Genomic DNA, 18,881 nt, shown 5'->3' with positions numbered 1-18,881 from the left:
TGCACCCACCAATACTCTGAACGGGATGCCCGGCCGCTGAACACGGCGTAGTTCTTGAAGAACAGCCTGACGGCCATTGGGAGCCCCACCGAGGGCCGCGGACGACCGGTGCCTGCCCCGGCGAAGGGGGCATACGGGTCGGGAAGGTAAGGGTTCTGAGCGTAAGAGTCGGCTTGATACGCGCCCGGCTGAGCGTACGGAGAGCCCTGCTGGTACGGCGTCTGCTGGTACGGCGTCTGCTGGTAGGCGCGGGGTTGTCCGTACGACGCCGGGCCACCGTAGTTGGGCTGGTCGTATTGCCCCTGCTGAGATTCCCCGGTCGGCTGAGGTGGGTACGGCGGCTGCTGCGAGAACGGGCCGGGACTCTGCTGCCCCGGATAGGGATGCTCCATGGACGGGCGGTTCCATTGCTGCGGGTCATCCTGGGTATTCGGGTCGTAGAACTCCGGGGGCTGGTTCGTCATTCACATTCCTTCGCTGCGAGGCTGATCCCGGTAATGCTAACCCCCAACGGGGTTCCGCTCCCGTGCGTGCTGCCACGGCGGCACGCCGCAACCGACTGGTTCGACGGGCCTGTGACGCCAGGCGACGCGGGCGCCGTCGTCACCTGCGGGCCGTGCTATGGACCGTGTCCGATGCCGAGACGGACGACAGGTAGCGGCCCGAACGGGCCTGCCCGCTCACGCGGCGGCCCTAGTTCGAACGATTGATGCCGGCCGACGAAGTCCGCCGATGGTCGTGGCGGGGCTGGCATGCGTAGAACCCTAGGCGCCCTGAATGCTGCGCATCAGGTTGACCATCTCGATCGCGCCAACTGCACAGTCAAAGCCTTTGTTGCCGGCCTTTGTACCGGCGCGCTCGATCGCCTGCTCGATGTTCTCGGTGGTCAACACGCCGAACATCACCGGGATGTCAGCGTTCAACGAGACAGCCGCGATGCCCTTCGCCACCTCGTTGCAGACGTAGTCGTAGTGCGAGGTGCTGCCCCTGATCACCGCACCCAAGCAGATAACAGCGTCATATTTCCGGCTTTTCGCCATCGTCGACGCGATCAGCGGAATCTCGAATGCTCCCGGCACCCAGGCGGTATCGATATTTTCTGCATCGACTCCGTGCCGTGTCAGCGCATCGACCGCCCCGCCCAAGAGTTTATTGGTGATGAACTCGTTGAACCGTGCAGCGACGACACCCACCCTGATGTCTTGAGCAATCAGATTGCCCTCGAAAGTCGTCATAATTTCTGGTCTCCTTCGTCCTAGGGCCCTAACAGTGCAGCAGATGCCCCATCTTCTCTTGTTTTGTCTTCAAATAGAAAAAGTTGTGATCAGTTGCGTCCATTTCGATGGGGACTCGCTCGACAATGCTCATGCCAAATCCCGAAAGCTGATAGACCTTGTCGGGATTGTTGGTGAGCAGCCGCAGTGATTTCGCTCCGAGGTCGCGCAAGATCTGGGCGCCGATGAAATACTCGCGTCCATCGCCCGGGAATCCCAGCGCCACGTTCGCCTCCAGGGTGTCCATGCCCTGGTCCTGCAGGGCGTAGGCCCGGAGTTTGTTGATCAGGCCGATGCCGCGTCCTTCCTGGCGAAGGTAGAGCAGGACTCCGCGTCCTTCGCGTTGAATCCGGCTCATGGCCGCGGCCAGTTGCTGCCCGCAGTCGCAGCGCGCCGAACCGAAGGCATCGCCGGTCAGGCACTCGGAGTGGACGCGGCAGAGCAGATCGTCCCCGTCGCCGATCTCTCCCTTGACGAGCGCGACATGATGCTCACCGTTGAGTCTGTTGATGTAGCCGTGGGCGACGAAGTCGCCGTACTCGGTAGGCAGCAATGTGGATGCGACAAGCTCAACGAGCCGATCAGTCTGCTTGCGGTAGTCCTGAAGATCCTTGATGGTGACCATCGTCATCTTCCATGAGCGCGCCAGTTCGGCCAGTTCCGGCCCGCGCATCATGGTGCCGTCGTCGCGCATGATCTCGCAGCACAGCCCGCATTCTTGCAGGCCCGCGAGCCGCATCAGGTCAACCGTGGCCTCGGTGTGTCCGTTACGTTCCAGGACGCCGTTCTCACGTGCACAGAGCGGGAACATGTGCCCCGGACGCCGAAAATCGGACGGCCGGGAGTCACCGTTCACGCACTTCATCGCGGTGAGACTGCGATCGGCGGCCGAGATACCTGTGGTCGTGTCCACATGATCCACCGAGACCGTGAATGCTGTTCCGTGATTATCCTGATTGCTGGTCACCATCGGTACCAATTTGAGGCGCTCGCAAAGCGCCTCGCTCATCGGCATGCAGATGAGACCTCGACCGTGAGTCGCCATGAAGTTGACATTCTCGGTCGTCGCGAATTCGGCGGCGCAGACGAAGTCTCCTTCGTTCTCTCGGTCTTCGTCGTCTACGACCAGAATGATCTTCCCTTGGCGCAAATCTGCCAGCGCATTTTCGATCGTGTCGGTCTGAAGCATATTCTTCCCCCTATGGACCCTCAGGCCCTAAAATCCGTGTTCTGCCAGGAATCCGGCAGTGATCGTGCCGGACGGGCCAGCGTTGCCCAGCAGATGCTCCACATATTTTCCGATGCAGTCATTCTCAAGATTCACCGCATCTCCGATACGAAGACTGGGCAGGATCGTTGAAGCCGCGGTACGCGGAATGACCGAAACACTGAAGTCTTTCGCCGCCACTCGCGCGATTGTCAGGCTGATGCCGTCTATTGCCATCGAGCCTTTTTCGATGATCAACCGCAGAATCGGCGGGGGTGTCGCGATCGTGTACCAAATCGCATTACCGTCGGGCCGAACGCTGGCCAGCGTGCCCGTACCATCGATATGCCCGGTAACAATATGGCCGCCAAATCTACCGTCCGCCGCCATCGCGCGTTCAAGATTGACAGGCTTTCCCGGGCGGAGTGTTCCAAGGGTGGATCTGTTCAATGTCTCGTGCATCACATCGGCGGCCAGGCCGCCGCCCGATATCGCAGTGACGGTGAGGCAGACACCGTTCACGGCGACACTGTCGCCGAGGTGGATGTCGTCCATAATCCGAGAAGCTCGGATCGAAATACTGGCCGAACCGGCACCCTTCTTGACACCCTCGATATTCCCGACTTCCTCTACGATTCCGGTAAACACTCGATCACCTCGCTTTCCAGTAGAATGTCGTCTCCGAGTGCGGTGACGACCGGCGGGCTCAGCCGGAATGCGGCACCCGGTTCGTCGACACCGGGACCGCCCACGGGGGTCTTTCCACTGCCACCGAAGAGTTTCGGGGCGATATATGCCTGCACCTTGTGGACGACCCCGCTGCGCAGCGCAGACCAGTTGAGCGTGCTGCCTCCTTCAAGGAGAAGGCTGTCGACCTGGCGCTGGCCAAGCGCGGCCATCAAAGCCCGCAGATCGATATGGCCCGCAATTCGGGGAATCACGAGCACCTCGCAGCCCGCGTTTCGATAGGGCTGGTGGCGGTCGATGTCTGTGATCGAGGTCACGATGATGGTGGGCGCCTCGTTGGTCGTGGTGACGACGTTGGCCGTGGCCGGGGTCCTCAGGTTGGTGTCGCAGATGACCCGCAACGGGTTTCGCGCCTGCTCCAGCCGGCAGGTGAGCATCGGGTCGTCGACAAGCACAGTACCCACCCCCACCATGATCGCGGAGTTCCGAAGCCTGTCCTCGTGCACTCGGCGCCGCGCCACGTCTCCGGTAATCCACCGTGACTTGCCCGAACTCGTGCAGATCTTGCCGTCCAGCGTCATGGCATATTTCATGACGACATACGGGGTGCCGCGTTGAATGAAATGGAAGAAGCTGCGATTCAGGTCGTCGCAGGCCTTCCTCTCGACGCCTTCGATGACCGCGATGCCGTGACCGCGCAGCGCCTCGATACCCTGACCTGCGACCAACGGATTTGGGTCGGTTGACCCGACGACCACGCGGGTGATGCCGCCGTGTTGCACTGCCTCGGTGCATGGTGGGGTTCGTCCGGTATGGCAGCAAGGCTCCAGCGTCACGTAGAGGGTCGCACCGGCAGTCGGCTCATCACAATTGGCGAGGGCGTTGCGTTCGGCATGCGGCCGACCGCACTGCTCGTGGTAGCCCTGGCCGATGACGCGGCCGTCTTTCACGATCACCGCACCTACCATCGGATTGGGATTCACCCATCCGGTACCGCGTTTCGCGAGTTCGATCGCGCTGCGCATATATCGCGCGTCGTTCATTGTCACCTCCTCATGGCAGTGCTGCATCCGAATAAGGAATTCGGAGCATGAGGAGATAGCCGGCGCGCTAAGGACGCCGACCGCGGTGTCACAAAAAATGCCTTGAACTATTGATGTTCAAGGCAGGTGACCAGTAAGCCGCGACGAGATAGCGCAGGCATAAACAAAAGTCCCGAAATGCGTATGCATCTCGGGACGTCATGTCAATGCCCGCGCCAAGGACGCGAGCCCAACTATCTTCTACTATCAGACTGTAACTGTCGGCTCCGGACTCTAACCGGATCAACCTTGCGGTTCGTGGGCTGTACCACCGATCGGGAATTTCACCCTGCCCCGAAGATTCTATTCTTTTGTTGGTTGACAAATTAGCAGTGCCGCCAACCAGAGTCAATTCCCTGGCGCCGATCCACCATTCACCAGTTCGGCAGGGTCCCGCCACCGCCAACGGAGCCATCCGCACCGCGGTGCCCGGACTCCCGGCTGCGCAACCGTCACGAATCAACTGGGAGCAGCCCGGAACTCAGCGGCAGCGGGCGTTCGTACTGGTTGCTCAAGCAGCCCGCTGTGAACCGCCGCGCCGGTTGGCCTGGCGGGAGAAGTCGGCCACACTCCGCTTGCTCTGAGCCTTCCCCGACTGGCTTCTTCCGGGCCGGGCCTGTTCCCCTCGCGGGTTCTCTCCCCGGCGGGGAGCAGCCTGGCGCGACTTCGCAGGCTTTGCTGTCGTCGTCGCCTGGGGTACCCGCCGGGACGCGGCAGCCGGCGCGAGTTCGGGTGCCACAGGATCGGCGGCCGCTCCTCTGAGTCTTGCCAGCACCGGATCGTCCGGGTGCACCGGTTTCGGTGTGGCCGAGATGTGAGCGGCCCGGGCGAGGGATTGGAAGTCCCGACGCTGCTCGGGCAGCACCAGGGTGATGACCTCACCGCTGTGGCCTGCCCGCGCGGTTCGTCCGGAGCGATGTAGATACGATTTGTGTTCGGCCGGCGGATCGACGTGGACGACCAACTCGATGTCATCGACGTGAATGCCGCGAGCGGCAATATCGGTGGCAACCATCACCCGTACCTGGCCATCCGCGAACGCCTTCAAGCCTCGTTCGCGGGCGTTCTGCGACAGGTTGCCGTGCAGTTCGACCGCCGGTATTCCGGCAGCGGTCAGTTCGCGGGCGAGCCTGCGAGCCTGATGCTTGGTGCGAGTGAACAGCAACCGCCTGCCCTGACCGGCAGCGAGCGCCCGAATGACCTGTGTCTTCTCGGTTGCGTTTGCGACCAGCAGTGCGTAGTGACTCATCTCGCTGACCGGCGAGGACTCCGAATCGACACTGTGAGTCAGCGGACGCCGCAAGAAGCGCTTGACCAGCTTGTCAATGCCGGAATCCAGGGTCGCCGAGAAAAGCATGCGCTGTCCTCCGGCGGGGGTGGCCGCGAGAATTCGCGTGACACCAGGCAGAAAGCCGAGATCGGCCATGTGGTCGGCCTCATCGAGCACGGTGACGGCAACATCGTCCAGCCGCAGTTCGCCGTCCGACTTCAGGTCTTCCAGGCGTCCGGGCGTGGCCACCACGATGTCGACTCCTCGGCGCAACTGACGCACCTGGGGAGCCTTGCTGACGCCGCCGACAATGGTCGTCACGCGTAGCATCGCGGCGTCCGCGAGCGGCTGGATAGTGGCGACGATCTGGCTGGCCAGCTCGCGAGTCGGGGCGAGCACCAGTCCGCGGGGAGCACCCGGCGAACTGCGCCGGGCGATCTCGCTGCCGGACGGAGTCAGCCCGGCAAGCCTGGAAACCAACGGGATGGAGAATGCCAGCGTCTTGCCGGAGCCCGTGCGTCCGCGGCCGAGCACGTCACGACCTTCGAGTGTGTCGGGCAGTGTGGCGGTCTGAATCGGGAAAGGGGTGCTGGCGCCCTGCTGCTTGAGCGGGCCGATCAGCTTCGAAGAGACGCCCAAAGTCGTGAACGACGCAGGCGCAGAGTCAACAAGTTGAGACAAGAAAGAACTGCTTTCAGCATAAGCGAATCACCACAACCCAAACCGGCTCGCGTCTTCGCCGGTCAAGCCGACGGCGCGGTGCACGAAAGTGGTGCGATGCCGGGCACGATGTCCGCGCCCTACCGTCCAGTCTCTCATCGCGGACGAATATCACCAAATGCGCGTCAAGCAACCAGCTGCATGATCAGCGCAGCGGACGAAGCGCCTCGTCCAGGGCGAGTAGCTCGTCCAACTGCAGCTTCAACACCTGGGTGTGCTGCTCATTCGGAACGAACTCGCCTTCGTCGCTGATCTGACGTTGCGGGAAGTTGATCTCGATATTGCCCTTGGTCATGACCATGCCGAGCGCACCAACCACCGGTCGAAGCGCGGTCTGGGCGCGAGTGCCACCGGAATTGCCACCCCAGTTCACGAAGCCCACCGGCTTACGATTCCACTCGGAGTTCAGGTAATCGAGTGCATTCTTGATGACCGGGCCGAAGCTGTAGTTGTATTCCGGGAAGGCGAAGAGGAAGACATCCGCTGCGTCCACCCGCGTGCTCCACTCGATCGTGTGCGGGCGGCTGTACTGGCGCAGCCGGGGGTGCTTCGGTTCGTCCATGAACGGCAGCGCGATCGTGGCCAGGTCGGCGAAATCGATATCGAAGCGTCCGTCCGCCTCCGCAGTGCGCTTCACCCACTCGGCGATCGGCAGGCCGATCCGCCCCTCCCGGACGCTACCCAGAATGATCATCAGCTTTGGCATGTCTGTCTTCCCGTCTTATGAGCCGATCGTTGGGATCGGGTATCTGGATCTACCAGACAATCTGAAGGACGCTTTTATTCCTGGACGAATCACGCCGGACCGTCGGCAGTCCTGGGATGGTCACGTCGATGACTGCCTTGCGGATCGGCCGGACGGTCAAGGGCCTGACGGGTCCCAAGCCCAAAGCCGACCGACTCAGGTACCGCCCTCCCGCGCGATCTTCTCGGCAGCGACCAGAGCCGAACCGGGTTCGAGGTATTCGCCACCACGCACCACAGGCTTGTGATCGGCACCGAGCCGGTAGATCAGCGGATGCCCGTTCGGAATGTTGAGTGCCTGCACTTCGGTATCGGTCAGCGAGTCCAGGATCGCGCAGAAGGCACGTAGGGAGTTCCCATGGGCGATCACCAGCAGGCTCCCCTCCTCGTGCAACGCCGGCTTGATCGTCTGTTCCCAGGCATGCCCGACCCGGACGATGACGTGATGCAGCGACTCGGTCAGGCCCAACTCCGGCGGGGCATCGCCCAGGCTGCGGCGCTGCTCGTCCGACATCGGTGGCGGCGCCACATGGACCGACCGCCGCCAAACGACGAACTGCTCTTCCCCGTACTCGGCACGGACGCCTTGTTTGGTGCGTCCACTCAGCGCGCCATAGTTGCGTTCTGCCAGACGCCAGTCGAAGATGGTCCGCTTCGGAGGCATAAGCAAGGTTTCATTGAAGGCGTCGGCAGTCTGACGAGCGCGCAACAGCGGTGAACAGAAACAAACCGGTGGCCAAAGCGCCGCCTCATTGAGCAACTCCGCCGCGTGGACGGCCTCCTTGCGTCCATACTCGGTCAGCGACACGTCCAGTAGCCCGCAGAATAGACCGCTCGCGTTCGCTTGGCTCTGACCATGACGGACGAATACGAGCGTGTCTGCCATCGGTGCCCCCTCTCATCGCTCACCATGATGGAGACAGCGTAGTCAAAGCGGCTGGTACCTTCATCTGGTGAAGACTCGCCCGCCAGCGGCCGGAGCCGCGCGCTTGCCTATCCGGCACAGTATCGCCCGTATCTTTTGGATACTCAGCCGGTGGACCTTCGTTCCTGAATCACCGCGGGTCGACGGCGCCCGGGTGATCATCGGCGCGCCCCACACGTCAAATTGGGACTTCATCTTCATGCTCTGCATCTCCTGGAACGAAAGACTGCGGCCGCGCTGGTTGGGCAAGAAGTCGCTCTTTGCGGGCTGGCGCGGCCCGTTCATGCGCGCCCTCGGCGGCATCCCGGTTGACCGCTCGAACCCGGCAGGCCTGGTCGAGTCCTTGGTGGCGCAAGTGCGAACCCACGACGATCTGGCCATCGTGGTGACTCCCGAGGGCACCCGAAGCGCCGGCACCGACTGGCGTAGCGGCTTCTATCGCATCGCCAGGGCGACAGGTGTCCCCCTCACCCTGGGATACGTCGATCGCCCCACCCGCACCTGCGGGCTCGGCGAGACCCTTCGGCTCACCGGAGACGTCGCGTCGGATATGGATCGCATCAGGGCCTTCTACGCCGACAAATCGGGACTGCGTCCGCAGCTGCGTACCGAACCGCGACTGCGCGACGAAACGGGCCGAGCCGACGACTGACGCGGCCCAACATCGGCGTTGATCATGGACGCTGTTCACCGTTCATCGCCGAGATGCGAACCCTCACCTGTTGATTGTCGACTTGAACGCCGAGGCTAAAGTGAACCTGCGTTCAGGTTTTGCCTGGACTGAGAAACGAGGCGATGCAGGCAGGACACCGGCGAAATGACAGTGGAGCGACTAGTACGCGCAGACGCGGCGCGCAACCGAGAGAAGATCCTGGACACCGCGCGCGAGCAGATCGCGGCGCACGGCCCCGATGTCGGCATGGTCGAGATCGCCAAAGCCGCCGGAGTCGCCGTCGGCACGCTGTACCGCCACTTTCCGACCAAGACCGATCTCGTTACGGCGATCATCACCGAGCGCATCGAGCAGATCGGCACGAGAATCGAGGGAGCCCTCAAGCGGGTCCTGGCCGGCAAGACACAGGCCCGCGATGAGGTGCTGGGGTTCATGGGCCAAATGCTTGAGACGGCCGCCTCCGACCACGCCCTCAAGACCGCCGCGCTCGCGCTGCATTTCGACACCTGGCATTCCGACATGGCCTGCTCCCCGGCGGTCACCCGCGCCATCTCGGCCCTGGAGCGGCTCGTCGCTCTGGGCCGCGAATCCGGATCCCTGCGTCCGGACCTCGACAGCAGCGACCTCATGCTGCTCGCCTCCACCGGTCCCTTCGACTACCCCCCGCACGCTCGCGAACGCTGGCTCGAACTCGTCCGGCCAGGGCTACTCCCGCAACTCTGACGAGTTCAGATCTGACCAGAAAGGCTCAGGCATGCTTCAACTGTCGAATGTTCGCAAGTCGTACACGACCGCGGACTTCACGCAGGTGGCACTCGACGACGTGTCGATCTCGTTCCGCGACAACGAATTCGTCGCTATCCTCGGGCCGTCCGGTTCGGGCAAGACCACGCTGCTGAACATCGTCGGTGGGCTCGACCACTACGACTCCGGCGACCTGGTCATCGACGGCATCTCGACCAAGCAATACAAGGACCGCGACTGGGATACCTATCGCAACAACCGGATCGGCTTCGTCTTCCAGAGCTACAACCTGATTCCGCATCAGACTGTGCTGTCCAATGTCGAACTCGCGCTGACGCTGTCGGGTGTGTCGAAGGCTGAGCGCCGGGAACGGGCCGTCTCCGCCCTCCAAGAAGTCGGGCTGGGCGAACACATCCACAAGCGTCCAAGCCAGATGTCCGGCGGGCAGATGCAGCGAGTGGCCATCGCCCGCGCGCTGATCAACGATCCCGAGATTCTGCTGGCCGATGAGCCGACCGGCGCCCTCGACTCGAAGACCAGCGTCCAGATCATGAGCCTGCTGACCGAGATCGCCAACGATCGCCTGGTCGTGATGGTCACGCACAACCCCGAACTCGCCGATCAGTATGCCAACCGCATCGTCAATCTGCGCGACGGAGCCGTGGTGGACGACACGAATCCGTTTGATCCGGCCGCAGCAGACATCCGGCCGAGCGAGAAGAGCGTCAAGAAGACCTCGATGTCGTTCTTCACCGCCGTCGCATTGTCGTTCAACAACCTGATGACCAAGAAGGGCCGCACGCTGATGACGTCCTTCGCGGGAAGCATCGGCATCATCGGCATCGCGGCCATTCTCGCCCTGGCCACCGGCGTCAACGACTACATCAAGAACATCGAAGAAAACACCTTGTCGGTCTATCCGCTGACTATTCAAAGTCAGGGCATGGATATGACGTCGATGCTGGCTTTGTCGTCCGATATGACCGCCAGTTCCGATGACACTTCGGCAGGCTCCGGCGGCGACGTGCATGAGATTCCGATGATGACGAAGATGTTCTCCAGCATTGGATCCAACGATCTGGCCGCCCTCAAGAAATATCTGGACGCCAACGGCGGCAACATCGACGACTACGTCAATTCGATTCAGTTTTCCTACAACGTCACACCGCAGATCTTCAGCCCGGATACCACCAACGAGGTCCGGCAGGTCAACCCCGACCAGACGTTCGCTGCGCTCGGGTTCGGCTCAGCCTCGTCGGCCAACTCAATGATGGCTGCCGGCATGAGCACCAACGTCTTCAACCAAATGATGGGCGATGCCTCGCTGGTCGAAGGCCAATACAACGTTGTCGCAGGCCATTGGCCGAGCTCCTACAACGATGTCGTGGTGGTGCTGACCGAGAGCGGTGGCGTCAGCGACTTCATGCTCTACGCCATGGGACTGCGCGATCCCGCTGAGCTGGACGCGATGGTTCAGCAGCTGGTCAACGAGGAGGACATCGTCACACCCGACGATGACGGCCAGGCCTTCAGCTACGACCAACTCATGAACGTACCCTTCAAATTGGTGAATGCGGCCGACTACTATTCTTACGACCCGAATTATAACGTCTGGACGGACAAGAGCGGCGATACCGATTTCATGCGGAATCTCGTGAACAACGGTGAAGATCTACATATCTCCGGCATCGTCCAACCGAATGGCGGAACCGCGACGGCACTACCCCCGGGCCTGTATTACAGCCCCGATCTGACGACTCACCTGATCGAACAGGCCGCTCAGACCGAGATCGTCCAAAAGCAGCTGGCCGATTCTGGCCTCAATATCTTCTCCGGACGCACATTCGCCGATGAGGCGGAGAATCCGGCGAACAGCGACTTCGACATGAGTTCGCTGATGACCATTGACCAGGATGCCCTGGCAGGTGCATTCACCTTCGATCAGTCGGCCCTGTCGATGGACCTTTCCGGACTGAGCCTGGACTTTTCGGGCCTGAACCTCGACGCTTCCGCGATGGATCTCGACATGTCGAATATGCAGATCGACACCTCCGCGCTGCCCGCGCTGGACGTGGGGAGCATCGTCGACCAGCTCGACTTCAGCCTGGACGATGTCGACACCGACGTGGCCCGCGATGTCGTCATCGGACTGGTGCGCGGCTACATCGACTACTGCATTGACAACGACGCCGATCCGACCGATGCGGTGACGAACTTCCCTGCGTTCGTCGCCTCGGACACCGGCCAGCAACTCGTCGAACAGGCCGGCGGGATCGTCGATCTGGACAGTCTGGGGACCCAGCTGCAGACCGTTATGGGCGACTACCTGCAGCAGATCATGGCGACCTTCATGACCCAGCTGTCAGATCAACTCGGCACTGCGTTGCAGGAGCAGATCGGCACCGCGATCAGCACCCAGCTCGGCACCGCGATGGAAACCTCAATGAGCCAGCTCGCCAACAACATGTCGAACGCGATGGGCATCGATGAGCAGGCCTTCATGAATGCCTTCCAGTTCAATATGGACGAAGAAGAGCTCAGCCAACTCATGATGACCATGATCACTACCGGGCAGACCTCCTTCGACGGCAACCTACAGAAGCTCGGCTACGCCGATTTCGCCAAGCCGGCCAGCATCGACATCTATCCGAGGGACTTCGAAGCCAAGGCGCAGGTCATCAGCACCCTGGACAACTACAACGCCCAGATGAAGGCCGACGACAACGAGGACAAGGTCATCACCTATACCGATATCGTCGGCACGCTGATGTCGTCGGTCACCGACATCATCAACGTCGTCAGCTACGTGCTGATCGCATTCGTGGCGATCTCGCTGGTGGTTTCGTCGATCATGATCGGCGTCATCACCTATATCTCGGTCCTGGAACGCAAGAAGGAGATCGGCATTCTGCGGTCCATCGGCGCCAGCAAACGCGATATCCGCCGGGTCTTCAATGCGGAAACCCTGATCGTCGGCTTCGTGGCCGGTACGGTCGGCATCGCGGTCACCCTGCTGCTCACGATCCCGACGAACCTCATCGTCGATTCGAAGTGGGGTATCGCCAACGTGGCGCAGTTGCCCTGGGAAGCGGCTGTGATCCTGATCGCGATCAGTATGGGTCTCACGTTCCTTGCCGGGCTCATTCCGTCGTCAGCAGCATCCCGTAAGGATCCGGTGGAGGCGTTGCGCAGCGAATGACGTGGCCTGACGCGCGTCGCCAGAGCGGTCCTGACCGTGGTTCGCGAGCCGGATTTGGCTTCCCGCCCCGCTTGCGGTTGGCTGGTTACCGACAGTGAGGAAGGAAACATGATGCCCACAGTCGACCCCGAGGTGCCCAGCACACCGCACTACCCGAGCGCAGAGACAGCCGAGGAGTTCAGGAGCGCGATCGCGGCGGTACACGCCAAGGTCGCAGCCGCTGCTCAGCGCGCCGGTCGCAGCGCGTCCGAGATCCGCCTGCTGCCGGTGAGCAAGACCGTCGCGGAGCCCAGGCTCAGGTTCGCCATTGAGGCGGGCTGCCACCAACTGGGCGAGAACAAGGTGCAGGAGGCGAAGCGCAAGGCGCAAAATCTCGCCGACCTCGATGTCGCCTGGTCGGTGATCGGTCATCTGCAGACCAACAAGGCCAAGGATGTCGCAGCATTCGCGTCCGAATTCCAGGCGCTGGACAGCCTGCGGCTCGCCGAGGCGCTCGACCGCAGGCTGCAAGCGGCCGGACGCAGCCTCGACGTCTTCGTCCAGGTGAATACCTCGGCCGAGGAACAGAAGTACGGCTTGGCGCCCGAAGAGGTGTCCGGTTTCCTGCGCGGGCTACCGAAGTTCGAGACACTTCGCGTGCAGGGACTCATGACGCTCGCGTTGTTCACCACCGACGCCGAGCGGGTGCGCGACTGTTTCGTGCTGCTGCGCAAGCTACGCGACCAGATCCGCGAGACCGATCCTGAGCTGATCGGCCCCGGTGAGCTGTCGATGGGCATGTCCGGGGACTACGAGGTCGCGATCGAGGAAGGCTCGACGTGCGTCCGGGTCGGTCAGGCTATCTTCGGGGCTCGCAGCTATCCGGACAGCTATTACTGGCCGGCCGAGCGTCCTGCCGGCGAGGTCTGACCGTTGCCCGAGGGGATCCCGAAACCCCCACTCGCACCGTCCATCTTGGGCTCGTCAAACCTGAGCCGTTGCGACACGCGTTCGCCGGTTCCTGGTCCAGGAGGATCACCGATGAGCATCGTCTCATCTATGGAATCGCCGAGGACCAGATCCGGGTCGCGTCCTGTCGCTACCACTACGGGCGCTGAGCGGCCGGTCGTCGGACGCACAGGGTAGGATCAAGCTGCTTCTTGGTCCAGAGAGAAAACACGATGATCGACTTCTTGGCGTCCGAACCCCTCGTCACCATCATGGGTGTGCTCGCACTGGGCGCCCTCTTCGGGCAGATCAAGTTCGGGCCGCTGCGTTTCGGCGCGGCCGGCGCGCTCTTCGTAGGCCTGATCGTCGGCATGTTCGACCCACGACTGAGCCAGGGCATGGATCTGGTGAAAGCGCTCGGAGTGGTGCTCTTCTGCTACGCGGTCGGGCTGGCCGCCGGATCGACGTTCATCTCCGACCTGAAACGCCAGTGGGCCCTGATGCTCGCCGGCATCGTCGGGTTGGTCGTGATGGCTGGATTCGGGATCGGTGTTGGTCACCTCACCGGGCTCAGCGCCTCGCACATCTCGGGCCTGTTCGCCGGCGTGCTCACCTCGCCGGCCATCGATGCGGCATTGAAGGCAACCGGCGGCTCCGCCGATACCCTGGTCGGTTACGCGGTCTCCTATCCCACCGGCGTGATCGTCGCCCTGATCATGGTCGCGATGGTCGCCACCAAGCGCTGGCCGGGCAACCGCGACAACGTCTCGATGGCCGAGGCCGGCATCACCGCCATCAGCACTCACGTCACCCGCGAGACCGAGATCTCCCAGATCCCCGGCTGGCCCAACCAGATCCGGATGAGCTACCTGCGCCGACACGGCCAGATGCGCCTGATGACCCGTGCCGATCAGCTGCATGAGGGCGACATCGTCTTGGTCGTGGGTATGCCGGACGACGTGACGGCCGCGGTCAGCTACCTCGGCTATGCCAGTTCGGCGACCCTGACCGAGAACCGCCGAGATGTCGACTTCCGCCGGTTCGTGGTGTCGAACCCGCAGCTGGCCGGACACACCATCGGCGATATCAATGTGCGCGACCAGCTCGACGGCATCATCACCCGGGTGCGTCGCGGCGACCTCGACATGCTCGCCACCGACGAGTTGATCATCCAGCCGGGCGACCGGGTGCTCTGCGTCGTGCCCCGCGGGCGACTCAGCGACGCGCAGGACTTCTTCGGCGATTCGGAGGCCCGGATCTCCCAGGTGGACGCACTCAGCCTCGGTCTGGGTATCGCCCTCGGGCTGCTCGCAGGGGCGATCTCGATTCCGCTGCCCGGCGGTCTCACCTTCCAGCTCGGTACCGCGGCAGGGCCGCTGATCGTCGGCATGGTGTTAGGGGCGCTGCACCGCACCGGCCCACTCCGATGGGATCTGCCACACAACATCAACGCTCTGCTGCGCCAGCTCGGTCTGATGATCTTCCTCGCCTGTGTCGGGCTGGCCACCGGGCCCGCGTTCATCTCGCAGGCCTTCTCGCTGACCGGCCTGAAACTGATCGTGCTGTCGGCGGTCAGTCTGATCCTGGGCGGCGCGATTCTGCTGGTGGGCGCCCGGCTGATCGGTCTGTCAGCGCAGCGCGCGGTCGGCGGGTTCGCAGGTTTCGTGGGGCAGCCTGCCGTGCTCGGCTACGCAAACTCGCTGGTCAACGACGAGCGCATCGACTCGGCCTATGGGGCGCTCTTCGCGCTCGGAACAGTCGTAAAGATCCTGCTCGTCCAGCTGATCGCTTTGTCCTGAGGCCGCGTCAAAGCTGGTTCGTCTGATGACCCGATCGGCTGGGTCGAGGTTTCCTCGTGGCCATCTGTCAGAATGGCAAGGTGGCAAACCGCATGAGCCAGCTGGCAGCAGGCATCCGTACCCGCGGCGTGGTGAATTCGATCCGTCGACCGATCGCATATGCGGTCGGCAATGCTGCGGCCGTCGCATCGCGGGTGAGCGGACGCGGCAGCGGAGCGTCCATCAAGGGCGCCTTGATGATGCGCATCTACCCCGGCTACTTCCGCGAACTGCTCGCCGGCAAGCGCATCGGCGTGGTGTCGGGCACCAATGGCAAGACAACCACCACCCACCTGCTGACCGCCGCGTTGCGCGAATCGATGTCCGATCCGCGAGATGTGGTGACCAATCCCGATGGCGCGAATCTGCGCGAGGGCGTGGTGTCTGCGCTGTCGGTTCGCCCGAAGGCACCGATCGCCATCTTGGAGGTCGACGAGCAGGTCGTCCCCGATGTGATCGCATACGGACACCCCGAGGTGCTGATCATGCTGAACTTCAGCCGCGACCAGCTCGACCGCCATCACGAGATCAACGCACTCGGCAAGAAGTGGCGCACCGCGCTAATGGCTGCCGGCGAGGCCGGGCCGACGGTCATCGCGAACGCCAAGGACCCGCTGGTCACCTGGTCGGCCGAGGTCGCCACAAAGGTGATCTGGGTCGACATGAGCACCGGCTGGACCCAGGACGCCGCGCTATGTCCGCAATGCGGCACCATCCTCGAATACGACTGCTCCGGACATTGGAACTGCCCCGGCTGCCCGCTCGGCGAACACGAGCCCGACTACCGCGTCGACGGCGGCGAGGTGGTCAAGGCGGACGGCGAACGCTGGCCCCTCGACTTGCAGGTGCCCGGACGATTCAATCAGGGCAACGCCGCCTGTGCACTGGCGGCCGCGGTCGAGATGGGCGTCTACGAACCGGTGGCACTGAGGGGCATGCGCACGGTGCAGGCCCCGGCCGGGCGTTTCGCCATCGGCAGCTACGGCGACACCAAAGCCAGACTGGTGCTGGCCAAGAATCCGGCCGGCTGGGCCGAGTCGCTGCTGGTGATGGAGACCGATCCGGTGATCCTGGCGGTCGATTCGGCGATCGCCGACGGCACCGATGTCAGCTGGCTGTGGGATGTGGAGTACGAGAAACTTCGCGGACGAAGAGTGATCGCGACCGGACCCAGGGCCACCGATCTGGCGGTCCGGCTGAGCTACGCCGAGGTCGAACACGAAGTGATCCCCGAGATGGCCGAGGCGTTGACCGGCCCGTTCGAGGGCACCGTTGACGTGCTGAGTACCTATTCGGCGTTCCTGCGGCTGTGCCGCATGGGAGGGGTGGAGTTGAAGTGACCCACAAGATCGTTGTCGTCTATCAGTCGCTGCTGGGCATCTACGGAGACCGCGGCAATGCGATGGTGCTGGCCAAGCGCCTGAACTGGCGTGGCATCGAAGCCGAACTCGTGACGGTCGAACCCGGCGATCCCGTACCCGACGATGGCCTGGTCTATCTGCTGGGCGGCGGTGAGGACTGGGCACAGATCGCGGCGGTGAAAGCGCTCGAGGAGGACCAGGGCCTGCACCGCGGTCTGGATGCTGGAGGCGTGCTCTTCGCGGTCTGCGCCGGCTATCAGCTGTGCGGGCATTCGTTCACCGTGGGTGACAACGACGAGGTCTTCAGTGGGCTGGGTCTGCTGGATGTCGAGACCCGCCGTGGCGACCAGCGCGCCGTCGGCGAGATCCTCACGCAGTGGACGAAGCCGGATGGCTCGATGTCGTTCATCACCGGGTTCGAGAATCACGGCGGTTTCACCCATCTGGGTTCGGACGCGACGCCGTTCGCCAAGGTCGAGGTCGGCGTTGGCAATGGTAGGGACGGCTTCGACGGAGCGGTGCAGGGACGAGTCATCGGCACGTACCCGCACGGGCCGGTGCTGCCGCGCAATCCGGAGGTCGCCGACTACCTGCTCGAACTGGCGCTGGGTGATTCGCTCGCGCCGCTGCCGCGGGCCGATGTCAACGCCGAGCACGACCAGCTGCGCGCCGAGCGGCTACAGATCGTCCGGACGACGAAGAATCGCGCCGAGCAGACCCGCTGACCTCACTGCGGCGGGTTCACGCTCGGCATCAGCACGGTCGTCTCATCGCTACCGACCTCGTAACTTCCCTCCGGATGCTCCTCACGGGCACGTGCCGCACGCTGACGCAGTCGATGCTGCGCCAACAAACCCCACGGGCTGCGGATCCGGGGACCGATCGAGCCGGCGGGCAGGCTTCGTCCGAGCTGCGAGGAGCGCCACGCATCGCGCGCATCGTAGTATCCGGTCAAGTCGATCTCTGCGATCACCTGGTCGATCGCGGCCAGCAGGCTGCCGCCGCGCACCCAGAGCTGTGCCTGGGATGGGTCGGAGAGCATCAGGGTCGACAGATCGTGCCGTGCGGAACGAACCTTGGCCAGGGTCTGGGTGATGTGTGCCTCGGCTTCATGCACCCCGCCACCGACTTCTGCCTCGATCAAGGCCTCGTACGCCTCGATGGCCTCCCCCATGGCGCCAAGCACTACGGCGAACTGCAACCGGACGTCATCGCCGTAGCCGTCGTCGGACTGCGATGACGGATCCTCCGGCTCGGCGGCAGGCCGCATGATCGTCAGCGCCTGGCGGGTCGCCAGCAGGCTGCGTTCGAGGGTATCCAGACCGCCGCGCAGTAGCGGCACGATGTCGGCCTGGAAGATCTGACGGGTGTTGAGGTGCTGCACATCGGCAGCCTCGTCCAGAACCTGGTCTGCCTGCGAGACCAGCGGTGTGATCGCCCGGATCGAATCGAGCCATTGGGTTGTCACGCGGGCATTGAGCGGGTTGACGCTGAGATAGCTGGCAGCATCGCGGTAGACCGAGCGCAGCCGCAACGCGATGCGCTTCAGGTCACGGGTGAGGTCGCTGGTCTGCACTCGCCGTGGCAGCAGCAACGGTAAGACGATGCCGACGAAGGTACCGATGATGGTAGTGAGGAATCGGGTTTGCGCCGCTATCTCGACGCCTGATGAACCGAGGATCAGCATCGCGCTGATGGCGGACTCCGAACCGGCGGCCCCCAGCTGTAGCACGCGTGCGACCAGCAGCGCCACGAGGACGACGACTGCCAGTGACCACCAGTGCAGACCGACGAAGGTGGAGACGACCAGTGCCACCAGAATGCCGGACACCACCGCACCCACGCGTACCAGGCCGGCGCGAAACGAACCGCGTAGCGAGGCCTGGGTGACCAGCAGCGCGGTCAGCGCACCGGTGAGGTCGACCGGCGGCGGCAGCAGTTTGACGGTCAGCAGGTAGCCGAGGACCGTGGCGAGGGTGAGTCGTCCCGCGTCTTTGGCCACGCCGGTCACCGAGCGTCGCCAAGCAGCCCGGGTGCTCGGCAGTCCGGGCCAGATCTTGCGCAGCTTCCTGCGTAGCAGAACAGCAGTTTCGTTCATCATCGCCATCGAGGCTAGCTCGCAGAGCTCGGAATTCGCTATGAGCGCCGACAACCCGATTGCCGCGGCCGGGTCGTCACCTCGCTTGCGCCGGTCGTCCACATGCGCGCCGGGTACTAAGGACCCTAAGGG

At 63.2% G+C, this 18,881-nt stretch carries 16 protein-coding genes, 1 pseudogene and 1 riboswitch; of the genes and pseudogenes, 8 read left to right on the top strand and 9 right to left on the bottom strand.

The genetic code is table 11. The features are described 5' to 3' along the window. The 8 genes and pseudogenes from AAFP05_RS00985 to AAFP05_RS00950 all read right to left on the bottom strand — a co-directional run. Window positions 1–464: pseudogene (locus AAFP05_RS00985) on the bottom strand (hypothetical protein); the annotation flags it as partial. A gap of 300 nt (window positions 465–764) precedes the next feature. After that, window positions 765–1,235 (bottom strand): 6,7-dimethyl-8-ribityllumazine synthase, encoded by a 471-nt coding sequence (gene ribE / locus AAFP05_RS00980; protein WP_341727983.1) that lies wholly within the window; start codon window positions 1,233–1,235, stop codon window positions 765–767. A gap of 28 nt (window positions 1,236–1,263) precedes the next feature. After that, a complete protein-coding gene (locus tag AAFP05_RS00975) occupies window positions 1,264–2,463 on the bottom strand; it encodes a bifunctional 3,4-dihydroxy-2-butanone-4-phosphate synthase/GTP cyclohydrolase II (protein ID WP_341727982.1) in 1,200 nt (399 codons plus the stop codon). A 27-nt stretch (window positions 2,464–2,490) separates the two neighbouring features. Then, complete coding sequence (locus AAFP05_RS00970) at window positions 2,491–3,129, bottom strand: riboflavin synthase (RefSeq protein ID WP_341727981.1); 639 nt, start codon at window positions 3,127–3,129, stop codon at window positions 2,491–2,493. After that, entirely contained in the window at window positions 3,111–4,211 is a 1,101-nt protein-coding gene (gene ribD, locus AAFP05_RS00965; protein WP_341727980.1) for a bifunctional diaminohydroxyphosphoribosylaminopyrimidine deaminase/5-amino-6-(5-phosphoribosylamino)uracil reductase RibD, read from the bottom strand. Before ribD ends, AAFP05_RS00970 begins: the two co-directional genes overlap by 19 nt. A 231-nt stretch (window positions 4,212–4,442) precedes the next feature. Then, a riboswitch (FMN riboswitch) is annotated at window positions 4,443–4,556 on the bottom strand. A 205-nt stretch (window positions 4,557–4,761) separates the two neighbouring features. After that, window positions 4,762–6,201 (bottom strand): DEAD/DEAH box helicase, encoded by a 1,440-nt coding sequence (locus AAFP05_RS00960; protein WP_341727979.1) that lies wholly within the window; start codon window positions 6,199–6,201, stop codon window positions 4,762–4,764. 184 nt (window positions 6,202–6,385) lie between these two features. Further along, on the bottom strand, window positions 6,386–6,946 hold the full coding sequence (locus AAFP05_RS00955; protein ID WP_341727978.1) for an NADPH-dependent FMN reductase: 561 nt from the start codon (window positions 6,944–6,946) through the stop codon (window positions 6,386–6,388). A 195-nt stretch (window positions 6,947–7,141) separates the two neighbouring features. After that, the gene (locus tag AAFP05_RS00950; protein WP_341727977.1) at window positions 7,142–7,870 is read right to left on the bottom strand and encodes a 2,3-bisphosphoglycerate-dependent phosphoglycerate mutase; all 729 of its coding nucleotides are present in this window, start codon (window positions 7,868–7,870) and stop codon (window positions 7,142–7,144) included. Between the two features lie 67 nt (window positions 7,871–7,937). On the opposite strand from AAFP05_RS00950, the gene AAFP05_RS00945 reads away from it, so the two are divergent. From AAFP05_RS00945 to AAFP05_RS00910, 8 genes are all read left to right on the top strand, one after another. Then, on the top strand, window positions 7,938–8,561 hold the full coding sequence (locus AAFP05_RS00945) for a 1-acyl-sn-glycerol-3-phosphate acyltransferase (RefSeq protein WP_341727976.1): 624 nt from the start codon (window positions 7,938–7,940) through the stop codon (window positions 8,559–8,561). Window positions 8,562–8,726: 165 nt separating this feature from the next. Continuing rightward, window positions 8,727–9,305 (top strand): helix-turn-helix domain-containing protein, encoded by a 579-nt coding sequence (locus tag AAFP05_RS00940; protein ID WP_341727975.1) that lies wholly within the window; start codon window positions 8,727–8,729, stop codon window positions 9,303–9,305. A gap of 31 nt (window positions 9,306–9,336) precedes the next feature. Beyond that, window positions 9,337–12,525, top strand: a complete 3,189-nt coding sequence (locus AAFP05_RS00935) for an ABC transporter ATP-binding protein/permease (protein WP_341727974.1) — start codon at window positions 9,337–9,339, stop codon at window positions 12,523–12,525. A gap of 108 nt (window positions 12,526–12,633) precedes the next feature. Next, complete coding sequence (locus AAFP05_RS00930; protein WP_341727973.1) at window positions 12,634–13,434, top strand: YggS family pyridoxal phosphate-dependent enzyme; 801 nt, start codon at window positions 12,634–12,636, stop codon at window positions 13,432–13,434. Beyond that, window positions 13,344–13,622, top strand: coding sequence for a Txe/YoeB family addiction module toxin (locus AAFP05_RS00925; protein ID WP_341727972.1), 279 nt, complete (start codon window positions 13,344–13,346; stop codon window positions 13,620–13,622). The genes AAFP05_RS00930 and AAFP05_RS00925 overlap by 91 nt, the downstream gene beginning before the upstream one ends. Before the next feature lie 63 nt (window positions 13,623–13,685). Next, a complete protein-coding gene (locus AAFP05_RS00920) occupies window positions 13,686–15,251 on the top strand; it encodes a TrkA C-terminal domain-containing protein (protein WP_341727971.1) in 1,566 nt (521 codons plus the stop codon). A gap of 92 nt (window positions 15,252–15,343) precedes the next feature. Further along, the gene (locus AAFP05_RS00915) at window positions 15,344–16,630 is read left to right on the top strand and encodes a MurT ligase domain-containing protein (RefSeq protein ID WP_341727970.1); all 1,287 of its coding nucleotides are present in this window, start codon (window positions 15,344–15,346) and stop codon (window positions 16,628–16,630) included. Next, window positions 16,627–17,376, top strand: coding sequence for a glutamine amidotransferase (locus AAFP05_RS00910; protein WP_341727969.1), 750 nt, complete (start codon window positions 16,627–16,629; stop codon window positions 17,374–17,376). The genes AAFP05_RS00915 and AAFP05_RS00910 overlap by 4 nt, the downstream gene beginning before the upstream one ends. Window positions 17,377–17,378: 2 nt before the next feature. Here AAFP05_RS00910 and AAFP05_RS00905 read toward each other — a convergent pair. Further along, a partial coding sequence (locus tag AAFP05_RS00905; protein WP_341727968.1) for an aromatic acid exporter family protein occupies window positions 17,379–18,881 on the bottom strand: 1,503 nt, incomplete at its 5' end.

Origin of the sequence: Brooklawnia sp., from assembly GCF_032229645.1 — a bacterium.
Classification (GTDB): Bacteria; Actinomycetota; Actinomycetes; order Propionibacteriales; family Propionibacteriaceae; genus Brooklawnia.
Note: the sequence above shows the minus strand (reverse complement) of the source record. Positions and strands in the feature narration are given on the sequence as shown.